Genomic DNA, 26,993 nt, shown 5'->3' on the forward strand with positions numbered 1-26,993 from the left:
GAGGTGCAGGGCGCCGGGACCGGTGAGGCCCTCGTCCGTGCCGCGATCGACGAGGCCCGCGCCTGGGGCGTCTCCGCCGTCGTGCTCGACACCGGATCCCTCAACGAGCGCGCCCAGCGGCTCCACCTCCGTGCCGGTTTTCACCGCCTGCAGGACCGTGCGATCCCGACAGCAGCGGGATCAAGCGCGAGGTGAGAGGACAGCGAGACGAACAACTGGATGTCCGAGTCGGCTGGCTCGTGCTCGGCACGGTGGTTGTCCGGGTCCCCGAGCGCGGTGCTCGCGGGTCACGCACCGTCACAACCTGCCACGGAGACGACCCTGGTCGCGCGGCCTCTGCCGTGTTCGTACGCTGGAGTGATGACTGAGCTGCCGCGCGTGTACATCCTCCACGAGAACCCCGACTGGCTGCCGCCGTTCACCGCGGCCTTCGCCGCAGAAGGCGTCCCTGCGGAGGAGGTCCTGCTGACCCGCGGCTCCATCGATCTCGACGCCGAACCCGCACCGGGCGTGTACTGGTCGCGGATGAGCGCCTCGGCGCACAGCCGCGGAAACGTGCACTCGAAGGACTACACCCGGGCCTATCTCCGCTGGCTCGAAGACTCCGGACGCCGCGTCGTCAACGGCGGGGACACGATCAACTTCGAGGTGAGCAAGGTGCAGCAACACCGCGCCCTGCGCGCGGCGGGCTTTGACGTTCCGAAGACCGTTGCCGTGTTCGGTCGTGACGACCTGCGTGAGCGCTCCCGCGAATTCGCGACGCCGTTCATCACGAAGCACAACCAGGGCGGCAAAGGACTCGGCGTGCGGCGCTTCGACTCGTTCGAGGAGTTCGACGCCTACCTGGCCTCGCCGCTCTTCGAGGAGCCGGCCGACGGCATCACCCTGCTCCAGGAATACCTGCCCGCGGAACGGCCCTTCATCACCCGGGTCGAGTTCGTCGGCGGGCGTTACGTCTACGCGGTCCGGGTCGACATCTCGGCGGGTAGTTTCGAGCTGTGTCCGGCAGACGCGTGTGTCATCGACCCGGGAAACGACGCGGCAGCGGTCGAGCCGTTCGCCCTGCGCAAGGGCTTCGACAGCGACCCACTGATCGCCCGGTACGAGGCCTTCCTCGCCGACCACGGCATCGAGATCGCCGGCATCGAGTTCATCGAGACCGCAGACGGCCGCCGGGTCACCTACGACGTCAACACGAACACGAACTACAACCCCGCCGTCGAGGCCAGCGCCCCGCTGCCGGCTGCCCGGGCGATCGCCCGGTTCCTCGGCGGGTTGCTGACGGCGAGCGTCCCGGCCTGACCCTGCGCTTCAGGCCTCAGGCGATCGGTTCTGATCTGCGCGGCGGGCGCCCGAAGCGGCTACAGCCAGTTGTTCTTCTTGAAGACGCGCCAGAGCACGAAGCCGCCCGCGACCATCAGCCCGAGGGCATAGGGGTAGCCGTACTCCCAGTGCAGCTCCGGCATGTTCTCGAAGTTCATCCCGTACACGGTTCCGACGAGGGTCGGAGCGAACAGGATCGCCGCCCAGCTCGAGATCTTCTTGACCTCTTCACTCTGGGCCAGGCCCGTCTCCGAGAGGCGCCGGGTCTCGTCGTTCTGGCGCTGGGTGACGAGGGTCGAGTGCACGATCAGGGCGTTGTCGAGGATCTGCCGGAAGGCCGAGCCGCGCTCGTTGATCCGCAGCACGTGGTCGAGCACGTCGTCGAGGTGGTGGTGCAGCTCGACCTCGACGTTGTACTTCGCGAAGCCGCGCTTGAGGGCCTCGAGCATGCCGATCAGCGGCTGGGTCGCCCGCTGGAACTCGATCACCTCGCGGGACAGGTCGTAGATGCGCCGGGCGACCTCGGGGTCGCCGTCGAAGATCTCGTCCTCGATCTCGTCGATGTCGTTCTCGAGGCCGGCGATCACGGGCGCGTATTCGTCGACGAGCTGGTCGAAGATCGCGTAGAGCACCGCCTCAGGGCCGAGGGCCAGGAGCCTCGGCGTCGACTCCATCCGTGCGCGCACCTTCGCGAGGTCCGGGGATTCGGCGTGGCGGATGGTCACGACGAAATCGGGCCCGACGAAGACGTGCAGTTCGCCGAATTCGACCCGCTCCTCGGCGTCGATGTACCGGGCCGGGCGGAGCACAACGAAGAGGATGTCGTCGAACCGTTCGAGCTTGGAACGCTGGTGTCCCTTGAGCGCGTCCTCGACCGACAGGTGGTGCAGGTTGAACTCCGCGGCGATGGAGCGCAGCTCAGCCTCTTCTGGCCGGTACATCCCGATCCAGGCGAAGCCGCCGCATTCGGTCAGAGTCGCATAGGTCTCATCGAGGGAGGCGGGCGTCGCGAGGCGTCGACCGTCCACGTAGACCGCGTTGTCAATCAGTGTCATGTCGTGCTCCTCGAGTGCAGCTACCAGTGTGCCACCGGCCGTGGGTTCGGCCACACTTGGTGCATGGAATCCATCGGCGAGGTGATCGTCATGGTCGCGCCGCGTTCACCAACGGATGCCGCCGACCGAGCCCTGCTGGCGGCGGCCGCCGCGTGGGCGCTCGGCCTCGATCCCGCGAGCGTGCGGGTCTGTCGCCGCTGCCCGCACTGCGGGAGCGCCGAGCACGGGGTGCCCTCCCTCGCGGACGTGACATCCGGGTCTGCGCCGCACCCGACCGTTCACCTCAGCCTCAGCCGGGCGTCCGGCCACGTCGCCGTCGCGGTGAGCTTCGCCGGGCCCGTCGGCGTCGACGTCGAAAGCGTGGACGCCGTCGCCCGCTCCCCCCTCGCCGACGTCGCCCTGTGTCCTCGCGAGCGGGCGGCGAACGCCGCAGACCTCGCCGGGATCTGGTGTGCGAAGGAGGCGATCCTGAAGTCGACCGGCGACGGCCTCCGCGTCGATCCGCGCGACCTCACCCTCGCCCCCGCCCCAACGGCCGGGTTCGGCCCGGCGCTCGCCTCCTGGCCCGGCGCCGGCGTCGCCCTGGCCGACATCCTCCTCGCGAGCTTCGACCCCGGCGCGGGCCTCGGGCTCGTCGGCCGGGTCGCCGTGCTCGCCCGTCCCGGAACCGGCCCCGCGTCTCAGCCGGCCCTCCGACTGCTCGCCTCCCCCGACGTCAGAGCTTGGGGAGGGCGGTCCGGTAGATCCAGCGGTCGATGATGCGGCGGATTTCCTCGCTCCCGGTGTGGATGGAGACGAACTCGACAAAGGCATCCGTCGAGACGAGGCCGTGCCGGTTCGCGCGGGCCCAGGCGTGCAGGGTGTCGAAGAACACCGCGTCGCCGAGGGAGCGCCGCACGGCGTGCAGGGCGAGCGCACCGCGCTTGTAGACCCGGTCGTCGAACATGTTGTGCGGGCCGGGATCGCCGATGAGGAGGTCCTGCGGTTGCGCCTCGAGCCTGCCGCGGTGGAACACCGCGCTCTGCTCCGCGGTGCGTCCGCCGGCGTGTTCGCCCCAGATCCATTCCGCGTAGCAGGCGAAACCCTCCTGCAGCCAGATGTCGCGCCACGCGGCGGCGGTGAGGCTGTTGCCGAACCACTGGTGCGCGAGCTCGTGGGCGATCAGGCGGTCGCTGCCATGGTTGCCGTCGACGTGGTTGCGGCCGAACACGGCGAGGCCGTGCGCCTCGAGCGGGATCTCGAGCACGTCATCCGTCACGACGACCGAGTACCCCGGGAACGGGTACGGGCCGAAGGTCGCGCTGAACACCGAGACCATCTCGCCGAGCCTGCCGAAGTCGACGCCGACGTTGTGCGCGAGGTTCGACGGGAAGTGCAGCGTGATCGGCACCGGGGCCGGGCCGCCCGCCGCGACCGGCGGCAGCACGCTCGAACGGTACCGGCCGATCATCACGGAGGCGAGGTAGGTCGCCATCGGTTCGACGACCTCGAAGGTCCACCTGGTGTGGCCGGAACGGGTCGACTTCCCGGTGAGAGTGCCGTTCGAGACCACGGTGTACGGCGCCTCGCAGCTCACCGCGATCCGGTACGTCGCCTTGTTGCTCGGGTGGTCGTTGCAGGGGAACCACGAAGCGGCCCCGCACGGCTGGCCCGCGACGAGGACTCCGTCGAGCAGTTCCTCCCAGCCGACCTCTCCCCAGATGCTCCGCAGCGGATGCGGCGCCCCGCGATACCGCACGGCGATCTCGAACCGTTCCCCGGCTTCCATCGTCGTCAGCGGGGTCACCACGAGCTTGCGTCCGGTGTGCACGAACTTGCGCGGCCGGGCGCCGTTCACCGTGACCCGGTCGACGCTCAGCCCGTCGAAGTCGAGGCTGAAGCGGTCCAGGCGCATCGTCGACACGAGGGTTATCGTCGCGGTCGCGCGCAACTGGTTGGTCGCGACCCGGTAGTCCAGGTCGAGGTCGTAGTGCAGCGCCCGGTAGCCGCCGTTGCCCGCGCCGATCAGGTAGGGATCGCCGGCCGTGCCGGCGCCGATCGTCGTCGGGAGGTTGAGGGCGACCTTGCCGGACGAACCGGCAGAGCCCTTGCCTGCGCCGTTCTTCCCGCCGGTCTGCGGGCTCACGGTGTCCACGGCAGTCTGCGCCAGGGCGAGATCGGGTTTCCTGACCAGACCGACCCGGCAGGAACCCGCTCGCCGCGCATCACGAGAGACGCGGGGCCGACCGTCGCTCCGGCATCCACCGATGCGGCGGGCAGGATCACGCTGTGCGGTCCGAGGGTGGCACCCTCGGCGAGCGCGACCCGGTCGAGCTGCATGATCCGGTCGTGGAACAGGTGAGTCTGCACGACGCAGCCCCGGTTCACGGTGACCCCGTCGCCGAGGGCCACGAGGTCCGCTTCCGGCAGCCAGTATGTCTCGCACCAGACGCCGCGGCCCACCCGGGCCCCGATCGTGCGCAGGAACATCGACAGGGCGGGGGTCCCGGCGGCCTTCGCCGCGAACCACGGCCGGGCGACCATCTCGACGAAGGTGTCCGAGACCTCGTTGCGCCAGATGAACGATGACCAGAGCGGATGCTCGCTCACGGAGATCCGCCCGACGAGCGCCCACTTGGCGAGGCTCGTCACGACCGCGGCGACGGCACCGGCCGCGAGGAGCACGATCCCGCCGAGCAGGATCGCCCAGCCGAGACCGAGGCCGAGCCAGAGGGCGTCGAGCGCGGCGAGCACGCCGAGGGCGATCAGCCCGGTCACGACAACCGGCACGATCCGCAGCACCTCCCAGAAGGCACGGGCCGTGCGGAGACGGGCGGACGGCTGGAACGTGCGCGCCTCGTCGACATCCGTCACGAGCCGCCGCAGCCGCTCTGGCGGGTTGCCGAGCCACGAGGACCCGCGCTTGGCCTTGCGCGGCGTGGACGAGAGCACGGCGACGAGTCCGTTGCGCGGCACCGTGCGGCCGGCGCCGGCCATGCCGCTGTTGCCGAGGAAGGCGCGGCGGCCGACCTTGGCGGGCCCGATGTGCATCCAGCCGCCGCCGAGTTCGTAACAGGCGACCATCGTGTCGTCGGCGAGGAACGCTGCGGGCGCGATCGTGGTGAGCGCGGGGATGAGCAGCACGGTCGACGCCTCGACGCCCGCGCCGACCTTCGCGCCGAGCAGGCGCAACCACACCGGGGTGAGCAGGCTCGCGTAGACGGGGAAGAGCAGAGTGCGCGCGCCGTCGAGGATGCGCTCGGTCATCCAGACCTGCCAGCCGAACCGACTGCGCACAGGGTAGTAGCCCTCGCGGAGCCCGACGCCGAGCACCCGTACGGCGAGCACGACGAGCAGCGCGTACACGAGCCCGGCGACCACCACGGCGAGCGGCATCATCAGCGCGGCCCGGCCGAGCGCGAGGCCCAGGGTGCCGGCGTCGCCGATCGCGGCGCCGACGAGGAGGGCGGCGAGAATCACCGCGACCGCGGGCATCGCGGTCATGCCGAGCGCGCCGAGGGCGTATGCCGCAAGCCAGCGCCGGCCGCGTGGCGGGTGTTCGGCCGGCCAGGCGCCGCGGGCGGCCCCGACCCGGGTGGCAGGCGAGCCGGCCCAGCGTTCGCCCTCCGGCACGTGGCCGGACACGGCGGCGCCGGGTTCGATCACGGCGCCCTCGCCGATCACCGCTCCGCCGAGGAGGGTGCTGCGCGCGCCGATCGTGGCGCCGGCGCCGATCTTCACCCGTCCGATGCGCAGCACGTCGCCGTCGATCCAGTAGCCGGACAGGTCGCTCTCTGGTTCGATCGCGGCGCGCTCGCCGATGGACAGCATCCCCGTCACGGGCGGGAGCGCGTGCAGGTCGACGCCCGGTTCGATGCGGGCGCCGAGCGCCCTGGCGTAGTAGCTGATCCAGGGCGCTCCGGCGAGGCTCACGGCGTCGACGAGCAGGGACACCTGCTCGGCGAGCCAGAGCCGCAGGTGCACGGACCCCGCCCGCGGGTAGGCGCCCGGCTTCACCCCGCGGAGGAGGAGCCGGGACGCGAGAACGGAGAGCGCCATCTTGCCGGGCGGGGTGACGAAGACGAGGAATCCGGCGAGGATCCACCACCAGGACAGCGTCGGCGCGAACGTGGCGCCGCCCGCGGCGAGCAGGTTGTTCGCCGCCGCGAGGTAGACGAGCCAGCGGGCGCCGACGAGCGCGTGCAGCGGGATGCCGAGCAGGGTCTGCAGGAGCTGGCTGCGGAACGGGACCGGAAGCACGGTGCGCGCCGCGGCCACCACGGCGGGGGTGCGGGAGTCGAGTTCGTCGGCGAGAGCGCCGATGCGGGGGTGGTCGTAGATGTCGTTGACCCGGGTGTCCGGGTAGCGTTCGCGGAGCGCGGAGACGAACTGGGCGGCCGTGAGCGAGCCACCGCCGTGTGCGAAGAAGTCGGCGTCCGGACCCTCGACGGTGGACCCGAGGATGGCAGCCCACTTCTCGGCGAGCCAGGCCGCCGTCGGAGACAGCAGGCCGGCATCCGTGTCGTCGCCCGTCGCCGGGAGCGGCCAGGGCAGGGCGGCCTTGTCGACCTTGCCGGAGACCCGCGTGGGCAGCTCGTCGACGACGGCGAGCAACGGCACGAGAGCGGCGGGTAATTCCTCCCGCAGGCGCTCGGTCGCCTGGCCGCGGTCGAAGGCGGATGCCGCGTCGACGAGTGCGAGGTAGCCCACGAGCACCTGGTTCCCGGCCGGGGTGCGCTGCACGACAGCGGCGGCACCGGCGACGCCCGGCAGGGTGCGCAGCGCTGCCTCGATCTCGCCGAGCTCGATGCGACGTCCGCCGAGCTTGACCTGGTCGTCGGCGCGGCCGGCGAAGACGAGGCCGGCCGCCTCGAAGCGCACGAGGTCGCCGCTCCGGTAGGCGCGCGGCCAGCCGAGGCCGGCGTGCGGGGCGTACTTCTCGGCGTCCTTGGCCGGGTCGAGGTAGCGGGCGAGGCCCACTCCCCCGATGATGAGTTCCCCGGTCTCGCCCTCGGCGACGCGGGCGCCCGCGGAATCGACGACGGCGAGGTCCCAGCCGTCGAGGGGCAGGCCGATCCGGATCGGCGCGCTGCCGTCGAGCAGCGCGGCGCACGCGACGACGGTCGCCTCGGTCGGCCCGTAGGTGTTCCAGACCTCACGGCCCCTGGCCTGCAACCGGTCGGCGAGTTCGGGCGGGCAGGCTTCGCCGCCGAAAATGAGCAGGCGCACCCGTTCGAGGGCTTCCTCCGGCCAGAGGGCGGCGAGGGTCGGCACCGTCGACACGATGGTGATCCCGTGCGCGATCAGCCACGGGCCGAGGTCGACGCCGCTGCGCACCAGCGAACGGGGAGCGGAGACGAGGCAGGCGCCGTTCCGCCAGGCCAGCCACATCTCCTCGCAGGAGGCGTCGAAAGCGACCGACAGGCCCGCGAGCACCCGGTCGGCGGGGCCGATCGGGTCATTGCGCAGGAACAGGCCGGCCTCGGCGTCGACGAACGCCGCCGCCGAGCGGTGCGAGACGGCGACACCCTTCGGCACCCCCGTCGACCCGGAGGTGAAGATGGCCCAGGCGTCGTCGCTGCCGCGGGGCAGGGTGCGGTGGGTGTGCGCGAGGGTCAGGTCTTCCTCGGGCGGCAGCATCCGCTGCCTGAGCATGACGTCGTCCACCGCCGGCCGGAACTCGAAGACGCCGCCGCGGCCGATTACGCCGACGACGCGGGCCTCGCTGAAGACCAGGTGAGCGCGTTCCTCTGGGTCGTCGGCGTCGACCGGGACATAGGCGGCGCCGACCCGCAGGGTCGCGAGAATGGACACGTAGAGTTCGCGGGTTCCGGAGGGGATGCGGATGCCGACGGTGTCCCCGCGGCGCACGCCGGCCTGGCTGAGGGCGAGGGCCTGCTCGTCGACGAGGTGCCGGAGCTGGCGGTAGCTGACGGTGCCGGACTGGTCTTCGAGCGCGAGGGCGTTGGGGTGCCTGGCTTCGGTGGCGAAGAGGATGTCGATGAGGGTGCGCGCCTCCGCCGTGCGCGATCCGGCCTCGAGCACGGCCTGGGCGGCGGACTGCGCTGCGGCCTGGGCGGCGGACTGCGCTGCGGCCTGGGTTGCGCCCTGCGGAACGGGGGTCTCGGTCACGCTCGCTCCTCGGATCGGGACGCGGTGCTGCACACCGCACGACGATTCCCCAGTGTAGAACAGGCGTGTGACGCCGGGGTGTCGGCCCGCACCTCGGTCAGCGGGCGTCCCCAGCGGATGCCGGTCGGCCGAGCACAGGACCGAGCGCGTCGAGCTCCTCGCCGCCGGCCATCAGCCTCGTGAGCTCGTCGACCGTGATCCCGTCGCGCGCGAACTCGCCGAGGCTCGTGCCGCGGTTGAGCACGAGGAACCGATCCCCGACGGCCCAGGCATGGTGCGGGTTGTGCGTGATGAACACGATGCCGAGGCCGCTGTCCCTGGCCCGCGCGATGTACCGCAGCACGAGGCCGGCCTGGGTGACGCCGAGCGCGGACGTCGGTTCGTCGAGGATGACGAGTTTCGCGCCGAAGTGCACGGCGCGGGCGATCGCGACGGCCTGGCGTTCCCCGCCGGAGAGGGTGCCGATCGGCTGGTCGACGTCGCGGAGGGTGATGCCCAGGGTCGCAAGGCTGTCCCGGGTGGTCACCCGCATCCTGGCGACGGCGAGGCGGCGGAACGGCCCGCGGCCGACCGTCTCCTCCGCTCCGAGGAAGAAGTTGCGCCAGACCGGGAGCAGCGGCACGAGGGCCAGGTCCTGGTAGACCGTCGCGATGCCGAGGGAGAGCGCGTCACGGGGGCTCCCGAAGTGTTGTTCGACGCCGTGGGCGAGGAGGGTGCCTTCGGTGTGCCCGTGTGCCCCGGCGAGGACCTTGATCAGTGTGGACTTGCCCGCGCCGTTGTCGCCGAGCACGCAGAGCACCTCGCCGGCTCCGATCGAGGCCGTCACCCCGCTCAGCGCACGCACCGAACCGTAGCTCTTGCCTAGACCGCGGACCTCGAGAAGAGGCGCCCGGGCATCCGCCGCCGTGCCCAGGGGCTCCGCCGCGCCCAGGGGCTCCGCCGCGGTCATGAGCGCTCACCGGCCTGGCGGCGCACCCAGAGGTTGACGAGTACCGCGAGCAGCAGCATGCCGCCGAGGAAGGCCTTGAGCCAGTTGCTGTCCCACTGGGCGAAGACGATGCCCTGGAGCGCCATGCCGTAGATGAGGGCGCCGAGGGACGCGCCGATCGCGGAGCCGAACCCGCCGGTGAGCAGGCAGCCGCCGACGACGGCGCAGATGATGTAGACGAATTCCTGGCCGATGCCCGTCGTCGCCTGCACGGTCGACACGTCGAAGAGCTGGAGCATTCCGACGAGCCAGGCGGCGCCCGCGGTCGTGAGGAAGAGCCCGAACTTCACCCGGCGCACGGGCACGCCGACCTGGCGGGCGCTTGCGGCCTGGCCGCCGACCGCGAAGACCCAGTTGCCGAAGCGGGTGCGCAGCAGCACCCAGGTCGCGAGCGCGGTCAGCAGGATCCACCAGACGATCGAGATCTTGACGTCCATGCCGAACAGCGGGAACGAGGAGCCGAAGAGCACCCGGGCCTGGTCGAAGCCCGTGACGGCCCCGAGGCCCTGGATCGAGACGGTCCCGGTGAGCAGTTTGGTGACGGCGAGGTTCAGGCCCTGCAGGATGAAGAAGGTTGCGAGGGTCACGATGAAACTCGGCAGGCCGGTCGAGGTGACGAGCCACGCGTTGAATGCCCCGACGAGGAGGGCCGCGGCGAGCGCGAGCACGAGGGCGAGCCACACGTTCAGGCCCCACTGCGTCGTCGCAATACCGACGATCAGGCCGGTCGTTCCCGTCATCGCGCCCGCGGAGAGGTCGAACTCTCCGCCGATCATCAGGAGCGCCACGGCGACGGCCATGATCCCGAACAGCGACGACGAATACAGCCAGGTTGCGACGCCGGCCGGGGTCAGAAAAGCGGATGTCGAGATCGAGAAATACAGGAAGATCCCGAACGCGGCGACGAAGGCCCCGACCTCGGGGCGGCGGAGCAGCCCGGTCATCGGGTTCCGTGTGCCGCGTAGGTGGCGACCTGCGCCGCGTTCTCCTTCGTGACGAACCCGGGGCCGGAGAACACCGGCTGGCCGCCGCCGACGACATCGCCGTTGCGCTTCTGCAGGGTGAGGAAGACCACCGGAAGGTAGCCCTGGGAATAAGGCTGCTGGTCGACCGCGAACAGGATCGAGCCGGCCTCGATGAGCGTCGTCACGTCTTTGGACACGTCGAAGGTCGCGAGCTGCGCGTGGCTGCCCGCGTCGGTGATGGCCTGGCTCGCGGCGACGGCGATGCCCGGGTTCAGGCTGAGCACACCGTCGATCGTCGGGTCGGCCAGGAGCGTGCTCTTGATCGTGTTCTGGGCGTCCGCGAGGTTGGCGATGTCGACCTGTACGTTCGTGACCGGGCTGCCGAGCCCGGCGGCGGCTCCCCGGCAGCGGTCCTCGAGGCCCGTGTTGCCTGCCTCGTGGATGACGCAGATCACCTTCGTGGCTCCCGCCTTGGCGAGGCGCTCCCCCGCGGACTGTCCGGCGGCGTACTCGCTCTGGCCGACGTGGGTCTGGGCGCCGAAGGCGAGGGACTCCTCGAGTCCCGAGTTGATCGTGATCACCGGGATGCCGGCCGCCACGGCCTTCTCGACGGACGCCTTGACCCCGTCGGGGTTCGCCATCGAGACGATCAGTCCGTCCGGATGCGTCGCGACGGCCGAATCGATCAGCTGGCTCTGACGCACGGGGTCACCGTCGCCCTGGTACGTCACGGTCGCGCCGAGGTCGGTGCCTGCCTGCTCTGCGCCACTCTTGACCACGTCCCAGAACGCGTCGCCCGGGTTTCCGTGGGTGACCACCGCGATGGTCGTCTTCCCGGCGGATGCCGCGTCCGATCCGGTCGCGGTGCTCCCGTTCGTCGAGCATCCTGTGAGGGCGAGCGGAAGCAGAACCAGGGCCGTGAGCCCGGCGAGCAGGCTGGTTTTGTGCAACATCGGTGGGTCGTCCTTCGAGGCCAGTCGTCAGCCAGCTGCCGGAGTTCGGCAGGCGAGCGGGACGCCGCTGAGGATGACCCTCCTGAATCTTAGGCTGCAGCGCTGCGCGGCTGGTTCGGAAAGGACCTCCTACAGGCCGGCGATGGACGGCAGCCGTCCGGAACGGACGGCCTCGGCGAAGGCCTCATAGTCGCGGTCGTTCTGGTCCGCATAGCGCAGCGAGAAATCGGTGATCGCCGTGTCGAATTCAGCTCTCTTCCCGAGGTAGGCGGCGATGGCGACGGGGTCACCCGAGCGTGCGTGCGCGCGAGCGAGCGTCCAGCCGCAGAGCCCGGCATAGAGGGTCATGCCGAACGGCACCATGTTCTCCACGACGACGGACCCCTTCATGTCGCGTAGCTGGCGCCAGTAGAGGAACCGGTTCTCCTGCACCCCTTTCGTCCAACCGAGGTAGATGTCGCTCGCGGCCTGCATCATCCGCTGTCCCTGCACGACGCGCTCACCGGGTTGTTCGTAGCGGCTCCTGTCGAGGTGGTCCTCGAGCACCGAGGCCCTGGCCTCCTTGACCTGGAGGAAGAGTGGATCCTGTCGGTCACGCCCCTGGAGCAGCGCTATGTAGGCGCGCGTGCCGACGCTCCCGACGCCCACGACTTTACGGGCAACGTCGACGAGTTCGAAACGTTCGAGCAGCCGGCGGCGGTCATCCTGGAGATTGGCGCGGTAGGAGCGGAACGCCGTCCGGACCGATTCCTCGATCTCGTCGGGCGACAGTCCCGTCGTCGTCGTCAGCTCCCGGACAGGGATGACGATCGGCGGCTGGCTGATGATCCGGTAGTCCCCGTCGACGAACTCTGCGAGCTTCGACAGCGCCTGCAGGCTGTCACGGGTGCGGGCCTTGTCGGCGAGCGCCCTGGTCCTCTTCTCGGCGTTCACCGCAGCCTTGCGCTCCGTCCGGTCTCCTTTCTTTTTGCCCGCGGCGACCTGGAGGGTCGCCATGACGGTCTCCTCGGTCATGCGGGCGTACCAGACGTCCATCGTGCCCATCTTCGCGAATTCCGCCATCGCCTCGCGATACGCCCGCACCGAGGCGAGCGTCACGTCGTGGACCTGGGAGCTCGTGAACCTGTTGTTGCGCGCCGCGATCGTGAAACTCGCGCACATCCGCTGGACGTCGTATTCGAACGGGCCGGGCAGGGTTTCGTCGAAGTCGTTCAGGTCGAAGAGCAGGGCGCGCTCCGGCGAGGCGAACAGGCCGAAATTGGACAGGTGGGCGTCACCGCAGAGCTGGACGATCAGCCCGGACCTCGGGGTGTCCTTGAGGTCGGCGGCCATGATCCTGGCCGCGCCGCGGTAGAACGTGAACGGCGATACCAGCATGCGGCCGTGCCGGACCGGCACGAGGTCCTGCTCCCTGGTGAGGTTCTGTTCCTCGAGCAGCGCCACCGGGTCCGGTCTGTCCGCGGCCGGCGACCAACCCGAGTGACTGGCGGGGGGAGTCTGCTCCCTGGCCCGCTTGCCCCTGGCCTTGCGCTCCCCCACGGTCGCGTGCTCGACGACATTGTCGAGCGCGGCCCTGTCCTCATACATGGTGGACGACATCCATGCTGGACGACCTCTCTGTCGTTTTCTTCTGTCGTTTTCTCCCCGGGCAGGACTAGCCCAGCGCGCGGGCCTTGAGCCGCTCGTATTCGGCCTGGGTGATGACGCCGGAGTCGAGCAGCTTCTTCGCGTCCGCGATTTCCGTGGACGGCGACGAGCCCGCGACGGTCTTGATGTAGCGATCCGTCTGGCCCCGGTACTGGTTCCTGCGCTGCTCCTGGCGCTCGGACATCCCGGAACCCCGCGCGATCAGGTAGACGAGGGCGGTGAGGAAGGGCAGGAAGACCAGGAAGATCATCCAGATGGCCTTGACCCCGCCGCTGACCTGATGGTCGCTGAACAGGTCCCCGATGACGGTCACGAGCACCATCAGGTAAGCGAGGAAGACAAAGGACCAGAAGAAGAACCCGACAAAGTTCCAGAAACTATCCATGAGCCGTCTTCCCTCGGATACCGGGACACCCGTGTGATGCCCTCGTCGCTGACAAAATACTGTCGTTCGGCCGCTTCTGGAATGGGCACTGCCTGGAATGGCACCGCCGGGAATGGGCCCGGTCACGGCGATTGCCGCGCCTCCCGGGTCTTCCCCTGACGCCTCGCGACGGTCTGGTTCGGAATGTTCCTGGAGAACACCAGGGATCCGAGGGCGAAGAGGACCAGCGCGAAGAAGGACACCCGCAGGGAGGACACCTGAGATTCGCTGTAGATCCCGGTCAACTCGGCACTGTCGGAGCTCGACAGTCCCGCGTCCGTCGCGATGCCGGCCACACTCGAGACGGGAACGATGGCGACACCGGCCGCTGTCTGCGTGCTGACCGCGGCTTTCGCGGAGTCGGGAAGGCTGCTGCTCTCCACCGAGCTCAGGAACGAGGACGAGAGCGACGCGATCAGCACCGATCCGATCAAAGCGGTACCGAGCGACGAGCCGAGGTTCTGGAAGACTCCCTGAAGCCCGCCGACCTCGCTCGTCCTCTCCTCGCCGACACTGGACATGTTCACGTTTCCGAGTTGCGAGGCGAGAAGCCCGAGTGCAGCTCCCGCGGTGAACATCCCGACGCCGAACACGACGCTCTTCAGGTCCAGGGAGACGGAACCGAGCAGGCATACGGCGCTTCCCACCAGGACGAGCTGACCGACGCGCACGATCCGGCGCGGTGACCACAATGTCGACAACCGGGTGCCCACCACGGAGAAGAGGATGAGCGCGATCGACAGCGGGAAGATCTTCAGCCCGGTTTCCAGCGCGTTGAGCCCCAGGGTCATCTGCAGGTAGATCGGGATCATGAAGAACACCCCGGCCGTGAACGCGTACTGCGCACCGAGCACGGAGAGCCCGGACCGGAGCTGCGTGATCGAGAACATCCCGACGTCCAGGAGCGGGGCGCGGCCCGTCTCGGCCAGTCGCCGTTGGCGACCGGTGAACAGCCAGAGGAGGAAGACGCCCAGCAGGATCAGGTAGGGCACGAGGGACAGGCCCAGGGGCTCGATCGGGGTCCCGTTGATCTCGGGAGCCTGTTTCGGGAGGATCCACCCCCAGGTCTTGCTCTGCAGCATCCCGTAGACGACGAGGACGAGGCCCGCCGCCGAGAGCAGGACGCTCGGGACGTCGATTCGGGTGCTGCTCGGCCTGCTGCTGTCGGAGATGAGGCGCGCCGTGAGGACGACGCCGATCATGATCACGACCTCGGACACGAAGACGTAGCGCCAGTTCAGGTAGGTCGTGACGTAGCCTCCGATCAGGGGGCCGGCCGCGACCGCGGCCCCGGACACGGCACCGATGATCGCGTACGCGGTCACGCGGTCCCTGTCCCGGTAGTTCTCCGCGACGAGAGCTGCGATGGCCGGGATCACCAGCACGGCGCCGAGTCCTTCGATGACCGACCAGCCGAGGAAGAGCACCGCGAAATTCGGGCTCAGTGCCGTCAACAGGGAACCGCACGAGTAGACGACCGCACCGATCACGAACGCGCGCCGCCGGCCCCAGATGTCGCCGAGCTTTGCGCCGAGCAGCATGACCGCCGCCATCGTGAGGGTGTAGAACGTGATCGCGCTCTGCATCGCTGCGACCGTGGTGTCCAGGTCTGTGACAACCGTCGAGATCGACACGTTCATGACGGTGCTGTCGAGCACCATGACGAACTGCGCACTGCCGAGGACCGCGATTGCCGTCCACTTACTCATCGAGTCACCCGCAATCCGACGCGAACGCCGCTGGCCCCCTCATCCGGCCGGTTTCCGGCACCCCCGTTCGAGGCGAGTATGACATCGCTCCGAACCACGCGAAAGAGGATCGATCGGCCGCCGCGTCGACCCGCGACGGGCGAGACTACTCAGCGCGGCAGGTGGATGACGGTGAGGACCTCGGCGAGGAGGCGGATGCGCTCCCAGAGCGACTCGACGATGATGTGCTCGCTGCGGGCGTGCGCACCGCCGCCGCGGGGTCCGAAACCGTCGACGATACCGAGAGCGGATGCACCGAGCAGGTTGGTGTCCGCGGCGCCGGCCGCTGGACGAGCGCCGAGCGGAGCCCTGTCGGAACCACCGTCGCCGAACCCGGCGTCGCAGCCCGAGATGACGGCGGCCAGGGCCTGGTCGGCGGCGCGTGGCTGCCAGGCCGGGCGGTAGGACAGCCGGGTGACGGCCACCTGCGCACGCGGGCGGACGGGAGTCAGCGCCTCGATCTCGTCGAGGACTTCGCCTTCGATGTCCGGATCGGAGAAGCGGAAGCCGAGCACGGCCACGGCGTCGTCCGCGACGACGTTGGCCAAGCCGGGGGCCGTGATGGAACCGAGGTTGTAGAGCACCTTGGCAGTCGGGCGTTCTTCGGCGCGGATCGTGGCCCTGGCCGCGATGTCGCGCACCCGCAGCAACTGGTCGATGATCTCCTCCGTCGCGGAGACTCCCTTCTCGGGGTCGAGGGCGGCGTGGGCGGGAACACCGGAGACGGCGAGAGCGAGGCGGGTGCTGCCGAGACGCCCGACCTTGAGGTCGCCGTCGGGGTGCGGCGACTCGAAGCCGATCGCCGCAGAACAGCCGTCGGCCGTGGCCAGGAGCAGCGCGCCAGAGGTCGGGGAGCCGATTTCCTCGTCTGCCGTGACGATGATCCGCACCGGCACGTGGTCCACGGCGCCGGCATCGCCCAGGGCGCGGAGCAGCTCGAGGGCCTCTTCCATGACCACCAGGCCGGATTTCATGTCGTAGACCCCTGGGCCGGTGATGCGGATTCCATCGCTCGTCCACGGCACGTCGCCGGCAAGGGTGCCGACCGGCCACACCGTGTCGGAGTGCCCGATCAGGAGAACGGGAGCGGCGCCGACGCCACTGCCCCGCCCGGGGAAGTCAGCGACGACGTGGGGGCCTTCCGGTGTCCGGTGCAGCACCACCGTGCCGCCGAGTCCGGAATAGCGGCCGGCGAGCGCATCCGCGAGCGCCGTGATGGCCGTGCCCGCCCCGGTCGGCGTCTCGCGGAGCACGTAGTCCTCGAGGGTCGCCAGCGCACGAGCCCGCGCGGAGGCGTCCGGTATGACGGGTCCAGTGGATGTGATGACGGCATCTCCTCAGGCGGTGGCAGGCTCGGAACAGGTAGAAGATATGTTACCTATCCTTCGACCAGTTCGCGGATTTGCTTGAGAGTTACGAAACGAATACGACACATAAGTTGTTTATGATTGTCAGATTGGTTCTGGAACATCGTGTTCCGAAAAGACCAGGACAGGGAAACGACACAACATGGGTGACCTGAAACTCACGGTGGAATCCACCCGGTCACGCGCCGTGTTCAGCCACGCCAGCGAGCTGTATACCCGGGTGTTCGGTTATACCGCGGCCGATCACAGCCTGAACCCGAAGCTGCTCTCGGCAATCGTGGGCAACGGCGGTGCGGCCGTTGCCGCGCGGGACGGCGCCGGCGAGCTCGTCGGTTTCGCCTACGGCTTCGTGGGTTTCGAATCCGGGGCGCCCTATCTGTACTCGCAGGCCGCGTTCATCGACCCCGCCTGGCAGGGCAAGGGAGTGGGCCGCCTGCTCAAGCAGGAACAGGCAATCATCGCGAGATCAGAGGGACTCACCTCGATGCGCTGGGCGTTCGACCCGACCCTTGCCCGCAATGCCCACTTCAACCTCGACGTGCTCGGCGCCCGCGGAGTGCGCTTCGCCGCGAACTACTACGACGAGCCGTTCTCCGACCGACTGATCGTCGACTGGGCGCTCTCGGGCGCCACCGGTACCGAGTCGGCCACGCCGCCCCGCGCCGCGGCGTCGATCCCCCCGAGCTTCCCCGTCGTGGACCCCACAGCACTGGGAACGACGCTGCCCCGGCACTGGGGTCGGCCGGTGGGCGACGGCGACGTCATCCACGTGCCGATCCCGTCCGACAGTCCCGCGAAGACGCTCACCCCCGTCATCGTCCAGGCATTGAGAGCCGCCGTGGCCGAAACCTTCACCGAGTTGTTCGAGCGCGGCTACGTCGCCGAATCCTGCGTCCGGGTCGACGGCACGAGCGCCGCATACGTCTTCGTCGCGGCCAGCACCCAGGAGCCCGCGCCGCGCATCCGCCAGGCAGCCCGTTGACGACAGAGGCGAACGAGGCCCTCACAAGTCCGGAGGACCGGTACGCAGCACGACTTCAGAAGCGGTCGTCGTCGTCGGTCTTGCGCGCGCGCATCGTGGAGAGCGAAAAGAAGAACCTTGCCGAGACCTTCGCACACCTCGGGGAAGACGATGCCCTCGTTCGCGCGCCGGCCCGGATCGTGGCCGCCCGCAGGCGGTATGTGCTCGGCGCGGGCAAGTCATTCGCATACGCGACCCTGTTCGCCTGGGACCTCTCGGCAGGACTCTCTCAGGTGCTCCTCATCGACGAAGCCGCCGTCCGCTCGATCGACGTCCTCAGCGACGTCCGCCCGACCGATGTGCTCGTCGTGTTCTCGTTCCGCCGGTACCAGCGGCAGAGCGTGCTCGTCGCCGAACGGTTCGCCGCGGCCGGCGGAACCGTGATCGCCGTCACGGACTCCCCCGATGCTCCGGTCGCAGCCTTCGCCACCGAAACCGTGACCGTGCCGACCAGCAGCGCCTCGTACGCCGACTCCCCCACGGCGGTCGCCGCCGTCATCCACCTGGTGAGTACCTTGAGTATTGCCAGTGCCAAAGGAGCCCGGCGCAGGTTCGCCGAGCGGGAGCAGCTGAACCAGATCCTGAACAGTTACGTGGAGTGAACCATGGACGAACGCAGCACCCAACGCAGCATCGAAGGAGCACGATGAAGGTAGTGGGCGTTTCCCTGTTTGTCACCCGGTTGCCGCTTGTGCACGGTTTCGAGACGAGTTCTCACCGCAAGAGCCACCTCGACCACATCGTGGTGCGCCTCACCGACGAATCCGGCGCGGTCGGCTGGGGCGAGATCGCCTCGGCGAGCGACCCCTTCTATTCCTCGGAGACCGTGGACACGGCGCTCCTCGTCGCGAAGAAATACATCGTCCCCGCGATCATCGGGCACGAGTGGGAGACGCCGGCCGAGCTGGCGACGACGTGGGCACGCATCCGCGGCCACGAGTTCGCCAAGGCCGGCTTCGACATGGCCGCGTGGAGCCTGTACTCCGGCGCGCGCGACGAACCGCTGTCCGTGGCACTGGGCGGCACCCGCGCCGAGGTCGCAGCGGGCGTCTCCCTCGGCATCGAATCCTCCATCGACGCCCTGCTCACCGAGGTCAGCCGCCATGTCGACGCGGGATACCGCCGGGTGAAACTCAAGATCAAGCCGGGCTGGGACATCGGTCCCGTTCGTGCTGTACGCGCCGCTTTCCCGAAGCAGGACGTCCATGTCGACGCGAACGGGATCTACGCGGATACCGACGAAACCGCGGCCCTGATGCGCGGTCTCGACGAATTCGGCCTCAGCATGATCGAACAGCCGTACGCACCCCGCAATTTCGTCGCCCATGCCAGGCTCCAGGCCACCCTGGAGACCCCGATCTGCCTCGACGAGGGGGTCGTGGACCTCGACGACATCGGCACGATGATCGCCCTCGGCGCCGGCCGGATCCTGAACATCAAGGTGTCACGGATGGGCGGTCTCACCGTTGCCCGCGCCGCACACGATCTCGCGAGGGATGCGGGCATCCCGGTGTGGTGCGGCGGGATGCACGAGTTCGGCATCGGGCGCGCGGCCAACGTCGCCCTGTCGTCGCTGCCCAACTTCAGCTACCCGTCCGATGTGTCGGCGTCGGAGAAATATTACGCGAAGGACATCATCGACCCCCCGGTCACCGCACTCGACGGCATGGTGACCGTTCCCACCGGGCCGGGTCTCGGCTACGCGGTGCTGCCCGACTGGATTTCCGAGAACACGATCAGCCACGAGCACTATGGAGTAGAACGATGAGCACAGCAGACACGAATCCCGTTGCGATGAACGCGGACGCCTCGCCCACAGACGGGGCGGACCCCCGCGTGCTGTTCATGCTGGACGACCCGACCCAGACCGGAACGGATGCCTCCGCGCTCGCGGCCTCGGTCCGTCGGGCCGACCCGGCAGACCCGCAGATCTCCGTGCTCGACCTCGCGGTGACCCGCGGCGACGGTATCTTCGAAACGCTCGACGCCATCGACGGTTTCGGCCAGGCCCTCGAGCCGCACCTGGCCCGCCTGTCCAATTCGGCAAGGTTGCTCGACCTGCCGGCTCCGTGCCTCGACCTCTACCGCGAGGGCATCCGCCAGGGAATCGCAGCGTCGACCCACCCGCGCCTGTCGGTCAAGCTCGTGCTCACCCGCGGCATCGAGGGCGCCGGACGGTGCACGGGCTGGGTCTTCGTCGACCCGGAACCCGACTTCACCGAGGCGCGCACCCACGGCCTGAAGGTGGTCACCCTCGACCGCGGTTACCGCCACGATGTCGCCCAGACGTCCCCGTGGTTGCTGCAGGGAGCGAAGACCCTCTCCTACGCGGTGAACAAGTCGGTCTACCGCGAGGCGGAGCGCCGGGGAGCCGACGACGTGATCTTCATCAGCAGCGACGGGTTCGTCCTGGAAGGGCCGACATCGACAGCCGTGCTGCAGTTCGGCAGGCACCTCGTCACGCCGTCGACCGACCAGGGCATCCTCGCCGGCACGGCACAGGCCGCCTTCTTCGAGTACGCGGAGGCGAACGGGCTGACCACCGAGTACCGCACCGTCACTCCCGACGAGCTGCAGGCCGCAGACTCCGTCTGGCTCGCCTCGAGCGTGCGGCAGATCGTGCCGATCGTCGAGATCGACGGGGTCGCCCGCGGCTTCGACGCCGAGCTCCACACCGCGGCGCTGGACTACCTGGTCACTCGCCGCAGCTGAGGCCGTGCTGTACGGCCCCAGGCCTCCCGGCCCCGTGCGTCACGGGGCCGTGGGGATCGCGAGGGCCGCCACGATGTCCTCCGCCCGCGCCCAGTAAGCCGCGTAGTGCTCGGGGTCGGCGTTGACCTGGACCGCGTGGGCAAGCAGTGTCGGCTCCATCTCCTTCCAGCCGGCGACCTTCGTCAGCTTGGTGAAGAAATTCTGCGCAGAGACGTAGGGATCCATCCGGTCGGCCAGTGTTCCCCAGGCGCCGTTGTCGCGCTGCTGGAACAGCCCGCGGCTGTCGGCGCCTGCCGCGTCGCCGTAGTCGAGGACCCGCAGGCCCGACTCGCCCAGTGCGGTCATCACGCCGACGGTCTGGGTGTGCGTCCCGATCCCGAGGTCCCTCCCCGCATTCATGATGTGGGCCGCGTTGACCAGGCGGTCCTGGCAATAGCCGGCGACGGGCCCGGCGGGCACGGTGATCGCGCCGACGTCGACGGGGTCGGCCGTCGGGCAGGTGACGGTGATCCCCGCGGCGCCCGCACCGAACCCGGCGAGGTTCCAGCCGGTGAAGCCCAGTCCGACACAGACTGCGACCGCGACGCCCGCGATGACGAGTCCGCGACCCCGGGTCCGAGTCCGAGTCCGAGTCCCGGTTGTGGATCGCGACACGACGGTTCCCTTCGCGAGCGTGGTTGGACTGTGGCATCGGTCGGATGGTCCGACCGCACCCGAGGTGACGCTACCTGCCGAATATATGCGGAAGCACTGAGCCGATGCCGGGTCCAACGACGGGTGGATTCCTGCGGGGCACGAGCGTACCGTACTGACCTGGCCCGGACATCAAGGACGGCACGGAAGCGACCTGGGGCATCACGTGGCGCGCATGTTTCGCCACGTTACCGGCGTGTAAAACGTCTTACCCGGGCATTGCGCCTCCTTGGTCAGCGTGCAAATCTTGCCTAGTTGGTCAATCGTCCAACTTTGCAACCGGGAGTACCCGTGCCTCTGTCACTACCGAAGAAGTCGCCGACGAAGAAGTCGCCGCAGAAGGATGCACCGCCGAAGAAGCTCGGGCACCTCGCCGTTGTAACGGGCGCCAGCTCCGGTCTCGGTGCCGAATTCGCCCGACGCTGGGCGGAGCGCGGGTATGACGTCGCCCTGGTCGCGCGGCGAAAGGACCGTCTGGAGGCCCTCGCCGCCGAGTTGGAGGAATCCTCCGGCGTGCACGCCTTCGTGGTGCCAGACGATCTGTCGGACCCCGAGGCCCCGTATCGGATTGTCGCGGCCGCCGAGGCTCTGGGAATCCCCATCCGGGTTCTGGTGAACTGCGCGGGCTTCGGCACAGCGGGGCCGTTCGTGCACGAAGATTCCCGCCGGATCGCCGACGAGATCATCGTCAACACGCTGGCCCCGACGATACTGAGCCGGTTGCTGCTGCCAGCACTCCTGTCGGCGCCGGGCGGCGTCCTCCTCAATGTCTCGAGCACCGCCTCGCACCAGCCACTGCCGGGCATCGCCGTCTATGCGGCGACCAAGTCGTATCTGACTTCCCTCACCGAGTCGCTGTGGCAGGAACAGCGCGGGACGGGGCTCACCGTCCTGGCGCTGTGCCCCGGTCCGACGGCGACCGGGTTCTTCGAGGCCGCAGGCTCCGACGCATTCGCCGTGGGCTCGGTCGCGACGATCGACACCGTCGTGCGCGCGGCATTCGCTTCCCTCGACCGGCCTGACTCCGGCCCGACACTCACGGTCGGGTTCCGGAATCGGGTCACCGGGAGCCTGGCCAGCCTCGCGCCACAGCGAATCTCCCTCGCCGTCGCAGCACGGCTCACGTCGGGAGCCCGCGGATGAGGCGCATCCCGCCCGCACAGCGTCGGGACGAACTCATCGCGGCGGCCACGCGCGTCATTGCCCGCGATGGGCTGACGGCCGCAACGACCCGTGCCATCGTCGCCGAAGCTGGCATGCCGCTCGGCGCCTTCCACTACATCTTCGACTCCCGTGACGATCTGCTCACGGCCGTGATCGACACCAACACAGAGGAACAGAAGTTCCTCGTGTTCACGAGCGTGGGAACCGACCAGGACCGCAGCGTCAAGGCCGTGCTCCGGGCCGGCCTCGACGCCTACATCGACTGGCTCGTGGCCAACCCGCACCGTGAACTCGCCCTCGCGGAACTTGCCCTGTACGCCTCCCGCACCGGGACCGCCGAAGCGGCACGCACCCAGTACGACGTCTACTACCGGTCGGCGAAGGAGTCGTTGCGCCGCGTCACCGAGCTCACCGGGCAGTCCTGGACTGTACCTGTCGAGCAACTCGCGCGTTACCTCGTCGCGATCGTCGACGGGATGACGTCGACCTGGCTCGCGGACCGCGACACCGAGGCCGCCAGGTCCCTCGCGGGCTTCGCCGCTGCGTCGCTCGCGGGACACGCATCCGCGCCCGACAAGGCAGCCACCGAACCGAGTGATGACGAGAGCGACGACATCCGGATTCGCATCCACCTCGACATCGATCTCGATCTCGATCTCGACTGTGACGACAACAACTCCCGCAACAACACCGGCCACAACACCGGCAACAACACCGAACAGGACCCCCGTGCTCACTGACACCGACCCCCACGTGCGCGCCCAGGTCAACCTGCACGCGGTACTCGGCGCGCTACCACGGCTCGCCGAACTCGCTCCCGATGCCCAGGCGCTCCTCGCCAAGCTGAAACGCCCGGTGGCGGTGAGCTTCCGCGGACCGGCCGGGCTCAGCCTCGACCTCAGCTTCGCGCAGGACGGGATCACGCCGGGACGCACACCGGGCGCCGCCCGCGCCCTGCTGGTCTTCCGCTCGGCCGCGCACCTCAACGCCGTCGTCGACGGAACGGCCGGCCCGATTCCCGCCGCCGGACCGGCCGGACTGCGCTTCCTGCTCACCGTGTTCACGCCGCTCAGCAACCTCCTCGGCTCCTACCTGCAGCCGACCCCCGACCGCCTCGCCGACGCGGGCTTCACCGAGATCAACGCCCTGCTCACCCTGCACGTCGCCGCGACGGCGATCACGATCATCGGCAACGAAGACCGCAGCGGACAGTTCAGCGTCGCGCAGATGCCCGACGGTGACGTGGACATCGAAGTCGGGGAGGGACTCCGCTACCGGCTGGCAGTCCGTGGCAGCAGCATCCGCCTCGATGCCGAACCCACCGGTTCTCCCCGTGCGGCGCTCACCTTCGCGGACCTCGATGTCGCCGGCGGGGTGCTCAGCGGGCGATACAGCGCCCTCGCCTGCATCTGCGACGGTCGGATGGCGATGCGCGGGATGATCCCGCTCGTCGACAACACCAGCAGGATCCTCGACCGCGTCAGCTCCTACCTCGGAAAGTAGCCCGCCATGACCGACACCCTCTCCCCCGTCACGCCCATGAATCCCATCAAGCCGTTCGAATACCCGCTCAGCCGTGCCGCCTTCGCGCGGGCCACGAAGGTGATCCCGTCGGGGATCTACGGCCACCAGGGCCCCTCGGAGGGCTGCTACATCCCACAGGCCTCCTTCCCGCTCTTCTCCTCCCGCGCGGAGGGAAGCCGGTTCTGGGACGTCGACGGCAACGAATACATCGACTACATGTGCGGCTACGGCCCCAACGTGCTCGGGTACGGCGACGCCGAGGTCCACGCGGCCGCCCGCAAGCAGGCCGAACTCGAGGACGTCGTCTCGATCCCGTCGACGATCATGGTCGACCTCGCCGAACTCCTCGTCGAGACGGTCGCGAGCGCAGACTGGGCCTTCTTCGCCAAGAACGGCGGCGACGCAACGACCCTCGCGATCATGACGGCACGCGCAGCGACCCGCCGCAAGAAGATCATCTTCGTGAAGGGCTACTACCACGGGGTGGCACCCTGGTCGCAGAAGCTCGACTACCCCGGGGTCCTCGAAGAGGATGTCGCCAACAACCTGACCATTCCGTTCAACGATATCGAGGCCTTGCGCCAGACTCTCGAACAGCATGCCGGCCAGATCGCCGGGCTGATCGCCCAGCCGTACATGCACGGGAACTTCGTGGACAACGCGCTCCCGGCCGAGGGGTACTGGCAGGCCGTTCGCCGGCTCTGCGACGAGCATGGCGTCGTCCTCATCGTCGACGACGTCCGGGCCGGCTTCCGGCTCGACCTGGCCGGTTCCGACCATTACTACGGCTTCAGTGCCGACCTGATCTGCTTCTGCAAGGCCCTCGCCAACGGTTACAACGTGTCCGCGCTCTGCGGCCGCGACTTCCTTAAGGACGCCGTCAGCAGCATCACATACACGGGCAGCTATTGGATGAGCGCCGTGCCGTTCGCCGCCGCGATCGCCACGATCACCAAGCTGCACCGCATCGACGCGCCCACCCAGTTCGCCCGGCTCGGCACCCGGTTGACCACGGGTCTCGTCGCGGCGGCACACGGCGAGGACTTCACCCTTGTATCCTCGGGGGAACCAGCCCTGTTCTACCTGCGTCTCGCCGACGACGACTCACTCATGCTTCACCAGGAATGGGTCGCCGAATGCGTGCAGCGCGGGGTATTCATCACCTCGCACCACAACCACTTCATCAACGCCGCCCTCACCGAAACGGACGTGGACATGACGATCGATATAGCCAGGCAGGCCTTCTCCATCGTCCGGAAGCGGCATCCGCTGTGGAGCTGAGCCCGCACCTCCCCGTCCCACGGGCGGAGCTGGTCTCGGTCGGGTCGACCTATGCCGTGCAGGGACTCGGGTACGCAGTGATCGCGACCTCCCTGCCCACCATCCAGGCACGCCAGTCCCTCGACGCGACCATGGTGGCCCTCCTTCTCCTCGGGGTCTCGCTCGCCGCGGCGGGCGGATCGGTCCTCGCCGACGCGATCGCCATCCGCCGCAACAGCAAGGCCGCGCTGCTCAGCGGGCTCGCCGCCCAGGCCGTCGGGTTCTTCATGATGGCGACCGCACAGCCGGCCCCGATCTACATCGGTGCCGTACTGCTCTACGGCGTCGGGCTGGGCGCGGTGGATGCTTCGAGCGCGATGCAGGGCGTCCTCGTGCAGAGGGGCAGGCCCCGCCCCCTCCTGGGGCGGTTCTTCGCCGCCTACACGCTCGCCGCGATCGTGGGGGCATTCCTGATGGTCGCGCTCGTGGAGACCCCGGCCGGCGCCGGGGCGGTCCTCGCGATCGTCGGAGTGGTCGACGTGCTCGTCATCGTCGCCGGCTGGCGGCTCCTCGACACGGGTCATGCGGCCCGCAAGCCCGGGCACGCCCGCGACGCCACCCGCATTCCGCGCTGGCCCGTCTTCGTGATCGGGGCGCTCATCCTCGCCGCGTTCGTCGCCGATTCCGCCGTGAGCACCTGGAGCAGCATCTACCTCAGCGGCACGCTCCATACGGCGGCCTGGGCTGCGCCGCTCGGTTACGCCGCATACCAGATCGTCGTGCTCATCTCACGGCTCGGCGTGGACTACCTCGTCCGCCGTACCGCCCGCACGGTGATCGCAACGTCGGCCATCGTCTTCGGCGGCATCGGATTCGTGGTGATCGCCCTGGTTCCGACCGAAGCAGGCGCGATCATCGGCTTCGCCCTCACCGGCGTGATCGCGGGGGCCCTCGTCCCGCTGTCCTTCGGGGCCGCCGGCGACGTCCTCCCGTCCCGCAGCGACGAGATCATCGCGAGGGTGAACCTCTTCAATTACGCCGGCGCCATCCTCGGCACCGTCATCGTCGGGGTGGTCGCCGACCAGACCGGTTTCGGCATCGCCTTCCTGATCCCCCTCGTGATCCTGGTCCTGGTCCTGCCCGCAACCCGGGCCCTGCGCAAGCCGAAAGCCATCCCCCTCGAGGCACCCCAGCCCGGCTGAGCACGGCAACAGTTGCCCGTGCGGAACTGCCGGGCCTTGTCCGGAGCGTAAAAAAATGAAATCATGTTGTCACTAGATGGAAATTCTCCGGTCGCAGTTGATCGGATTCTCTCGAAAGGCGGCGGCATGAGCCTGGACGCTCCGGAATCCACGGGCACCCGGACCGTTGAACGCGCACTCGGCCTCCTCGCCTACGTGTGCGAACACGGCGCCGTGTCCCTGACCGAAGCCGCGCGCGGCAGCGACCTGTCGATCTCGACCGCCCTCCGACTCCTGCGGACCCTTGAAACCACGGGGTTCGTCTCGCGGGACGACAGCGGCGACTACCGGCCAGGGAGCATCACCATCCGGCTCGGCGCCCAGGCGCTCTCCCGGGAGACCATCGTCTCCGTCGCGGAGCCGAAGCTGCACGAGATCGTCGAGCTCACGAGCGAGAACGCCTACCTCGGCCTGCCGTCGACCTCGGACACCATGCTGTACGCGGCCGGCGTGCACGGGACCCATCCGGTCCAGCTCGCCAACTGGGTCGGCCGGGTCATTCCCCGCTCGACGACGGCTGCCGGAAGGGCATTCGCCGGCGCTGTCGGTCCCCGGGGTTTCACCGTCGTCCGAAGCGGAGCAGACCATGACTCGACTGCGATCGCCGTGCCCGTTCACTCGGTCGGCAAGATCGTCGCAACCGTGTCGGTCGTCATCCCGAACTACCGCGTCACCGATCCCGGACTGGATCGCATCGGCGCCCTTCTCATCCGGGTCGCCGGCGAGATCTCCGAACGGCTGGGTTCCGACCCGCTGCCGCAGAATCAGACAAAACCAACCGACTAACCAACCGGCGC

24 protein-coding genes are annotated in these 26,993 nt (G+C 69.0%); 13 read left to right on the forward strand and 11 right to left on the reverse strand.

The window, feature by feature from the left end:
* The first annotated feature begins 3 nt into the window (after positions 1-3).
* Both E3O50_RS16415 and E3O50_RS16420 read left to right on the forward strand, forming a co-directional pair.
* Positions 4-195: a GNAT family N-acetyltransferase gene (locus E3O50_RS16415; RefSeq protein ID WP_134558255.1), complete on the forward strand. Its 192-nt coding sequence runs from the start codon at positions 4-6 to the stop codon at positions 193-195.
* A 165-nt stretch (positions 196-360) separates the two neighbouring features.
* A complete protein-coding gene (locus tag E3O50_RS16420; protein ID WP_134558254.1) occupies positions 361-1,302 on the forward strand; it encodes an alpha-L-glutamate ligase in 942 nt (313 codons plus the stop codon).
* Positions 1,303-1,361: 59 nt separating this feature from the next.
* Here the strand turns inward: E3O50_RS16420 and E3O50_RS16425 are convergent, their stop codons facing one another.
* Entirely contained in the window at positions 1,362-2,378 is a 1,017-nt protein-coding gene (locus tag E3O50_RS16425; protein ID WP_134558253.1) for a magnesium and cobalt transport protein CorA, read from the reverse strand.
* A 63-nt stretch (positions 2,379-2,441) separates the two neighbouring features.
* On the opposite strand from E3O50_RS16425, the gene E3O50_RS16430 reads away from it, so the two are divergent.
* Positions 2,442-3,137, forward strand: coding sequence for a 4'-phosphopantetheinyl transferase superfamily protein (locus E3O50_RS16430; protein ID WP_134558252.1), 696 nt, complete (start codon positions 2,442-2,444; stop codon positions 3,135-3,137).
* Here E3O50_RS16430 and E3O50_RS16435 read toward each other — a convergent pair.
* The 9 genes from E3O50_RS16435 to E3O50_RS16475 form a co-directional block, all read right to left on the reverse strand.
* Positions 3,094-4,503: a M1 family metallopeptidase gene (locus E3O50_RS16435; protein WP_134558251.1), complete on the reverse strand. Its 1,410-nt coding sequence runs from the start codon at positions 4,501-4,503 to the stop codon at positions 3,094-3,096. The genes E3O50_RS16430 and E3O50_RS16435 overlap by 44 nt on opposite strands.
* Positions 4,500-8,402: a Pls/PosA family non-ribosomal peptide synthetase gene (locus E3O50_RS16440; protein ID WP_134564583.1), complete on the reverse strand. Its 3,903-nt coding sequence runs from the start codon at positions 8,400-8,402 to the stop codon at positions 4,500-4,502. Before E3O50_RS16440 ends, E3O50_RS16435 begins: the two co-directional genes overlap by 4 nt.
* Before the next feature lie 184 nt (positions 8,403-8,586).
* Positions 8,587-9,438 carry an ATP-binding cassette domain-containing protein gene (locus E3O50_RS16445; protein WP_134559155.1) on the reverse strand — a complete coding sequence of 284 codons (852 nt, stop codon included), beginning with the start codon at positions 9,436-9,438 and terminating at the stop codon, positions 8,587-8,589.
* Positions 9,435-10,421 carry an ABC transporter permease gene (locus tag E3O50_RS16450; RefSeq protein ID WP_134559157.1) on the reverse strand — a complete coding sequence of 329 codons (987 nt, stop codon included), beginning with the start codon at positions 10,419-10,421 and terminating at the stop codon, positions 9,435-9,437. The genes E3O50_RS16445 and E3O50_RS16450 overlap by 4 nt, the downstream gene beginning before the upstream one ends.
* The gene (locus E3O50_RS16455) at positions 10,418-11,395 is read right to left on the reverse strand and encodes a sugar ABC transporter substrate-binding protein (RefSeq protein WP_134449317.1); all 978 of its coding nucleotides are present in this window, start codon (positions 11,393-11,395) and stop codon (positions 10,418-10,420) included. The genes E3O50_RS16450 and E3O50_RS16455 overlap by 4 nt, the downstream gene beginning before the upstream one ends.
* 129 nt (positions 11,396-11,524) lie before the next feature.
* A complete protein-coding gene (locus E3O50_RS16460; RefSeq protein ID WP_198413636.1) occupies positions 11,525-12,982 on the reverse strand; it encodes a DUF2252 domain-containing protein in 1,458 nt (485 codons plus the stop codon).
* Between the two features lie 67 nt (positions 12,983-13,049).
* The gene (locus E3O50_RS16465) at positions 13,050-13,427 is read right to left on the reverse strand and encodes an SHOCT domain-containing protein (protein ID WP_134559160.1); all 378 of its coding nucleotides are present in this window, start codon (positions 13,425-13,427) and stop codon (positions 13,050-13,052) included.
* A gap of 122 nt (positions 13,428-13,549) precedes the next feature.
* A complete protein-coding gene (locus E3O50_RS16470; protein WP_134559162.1) occupies positions 13,550-15,175 on the reverse strand; it encodes an MFS transporter in 1,626 nt (541 codons plus the stop codon).
* A gap of 149 nt (positions 15,176-15,324) precedes the next feature.
* Positions 15,325-16,467 carry a M20/M25/M40 family metallo-hydrolase gene (locus E3O50_RS16475; RefSeq protein ID WP_241975354.1) on the reverse strand — a complete coding sequence of 381 codons (1,143 nt, stop codon included), beginning with the start codon at positions 16,465-16,467 and terminating at the stop codon, positions 15,325-15,327.
* 256 nt (positions 16,468-16,723) lie between these two features.
* On the opposite strand from E3O50_RS16475, the gene E3O50_RS16480 reads away from it, so the two are divergent.
* From E3O50_RS16480 to E3O50_RS16495, 4 genes are read left to right on the forward strand one after another with little or no spacing between them, the layout of a single operon-like run.
* A complete protein-coding gene (locus tag E3O50_RS16480; protein WP_134559164.1) occupies positions 16,724-17,563 on the forward strand; it encodes a GNAT family N-acetyltransferase in 840 nt (279 codons plus the stop codon).
* The gene (locus E3O50_RS16485; protein ID WP_134449311.1) at positions 17,560-18,204 is read left to right on the forward strand and encodes a MurR/RpiR family transcriptional regulator; all 645 of its coding nucleotides are present in this window, start codon (positions 17,560-17,562) and stop codon (positions 18,202-18,204) included. Before E3O50_RS16480 ends, E3O50_RS16485 begins: the two co-directional genes overlap by 4 nt.
* Positions 18,205-18,248: 44 nt before the next feature.
* Complete coding sequence (menC, locus tag E3O50_RS16490; RefSeq protein WP_134559166.1) at positions 18,249-19,370, forward strand: o-succinylbenzoate synthase; 1,122 nt, start codon at positions 18,249-18,251, stop codon at positions 19,368-19,370.
* Positions 19,367-20,314 (forward strand): aminodeoxychorismate lyase, encoded by a 948-nt coding sequence (locus E3O50_RS16495; protein WP_241975355.1) that lies wholly within the window; start codon positions 19,367-19,369, stop codon positions 20,312-20,314. Before menC ends, E3O50_RS16495 begins: the two co-directional genes overlap by 4 nt.
* 39 nt (positions 20,315-20,353) lie before the next feature.
* Here E3O50_RS16495 and E3O50_RS16500 read toward each other — a convergent pair whose 3' ends face one another.
* Positions 20,354-20,968, reverse strand: a complete 615-nt coding sequence (locus E3O50_RS16500) for a hypothetical protein (protein ID WP_134559167.1) — start codon at positions 20,966-20,968, stop codon at positions 20,354-20,356.
* A gap of 330 nt (positions 20,969-21,298) precedes the next feature.
* On the opposite strand from E3O50_RS16500, the gene E3O50_RS16505 reads away from it, so the two are divergent.
* The 6 genes from E3O50_RS16505 to E3O50_RS16530 all read left to right on the forward strand — a co-directional run bounded on the left by E3O50_RS16505 (position 21,299) and on the right by E3O50_RS16530 (position 26,982).
* A complete protein-coding gene (locus tag E3O50_RS16505; protein ID WP_241975356.1) occupies positions 21,299-22,150 on the forward strand; it encodes an SDR family NAD(P)-dependent oxidoreductase in 852 nt (283 codons plus the stop codon).
* Positions 22,147-22,911, forward strand: a complete 765-nt coding sequence (locus E3O50_RS16510; RefSeq protein ID WP_241975357.1) for a TetR family transcriptional regulator — start codon at positions 22,147-22,149, stop codon at positions 22,909-22,911. The genes E3O50_RS16505 and E3O50_RS16510 overlap by 4 nt, the downstream gene beginning before the upstream one ends.
* On the forward strand, positions 22,901-23,674 hold the full coding sequence (locus tag E3O50_RS16515) for a hypothetical protein (RefSeq protein ID WP_134449307.1): 774 nt from the start codon (positions 22,901-22,903) through the stop codon (positions 23,672-23,674). The genes E3O50_RS16510 and E3O50_RS16515 overlap by 11 nt, the downstream gene beginning before the upstream one ends.
* Positions 23,675-23,680: 6 nt before the next feature.
* Positions 23,681-24,976, forward strand: coding sequence for an aminotransferase class III-fold pyridoxal phosphate-dependent enzyme (locus E3O50_RS16520; protein WP_241975358.1), 1,296 nt, complete (start codon positions 23,681-23,683; stop codon positions 24,974-24,976).
* Positions 24,967-26,157, forward strand: coding sequence for an MFS transporter (locus E3O50_RS16525; protein WP_166787377.1), 1,191 nt, complete (start codon positions 24,967-24,969; stop codon positions 26,155-26,157). Before E3O50_RS16520 ends, E3O50_RS16525 begins: the two co-directional genes overlap by 10 nt.
* A 126-nt stretch (positions 26,158-26,283) precedes the next feature.
* A complete protein-coding gene (locus E3O50_RS16530; RefSeq protein WP_134449305.1) occupies positions 26,284-26,982 on the forward strand; it encodes a helix-turn-helix domain-containing protein in 699 nt (232 codons plus the stop codon).
* Positions 26,983-26,993: the final 11 nt, after the last annotated feature.

Origin of the sequence: Cryobacterium sp. MDB1-18-1 (assembly GCF_004402735.1) — a bacterium.
GTDB lineage: Bacteria > Actinomycetota > Actinomycetes > Actinomycetales > Microbacteriaceae > Cryobacterium > Cryobacterium glucosi.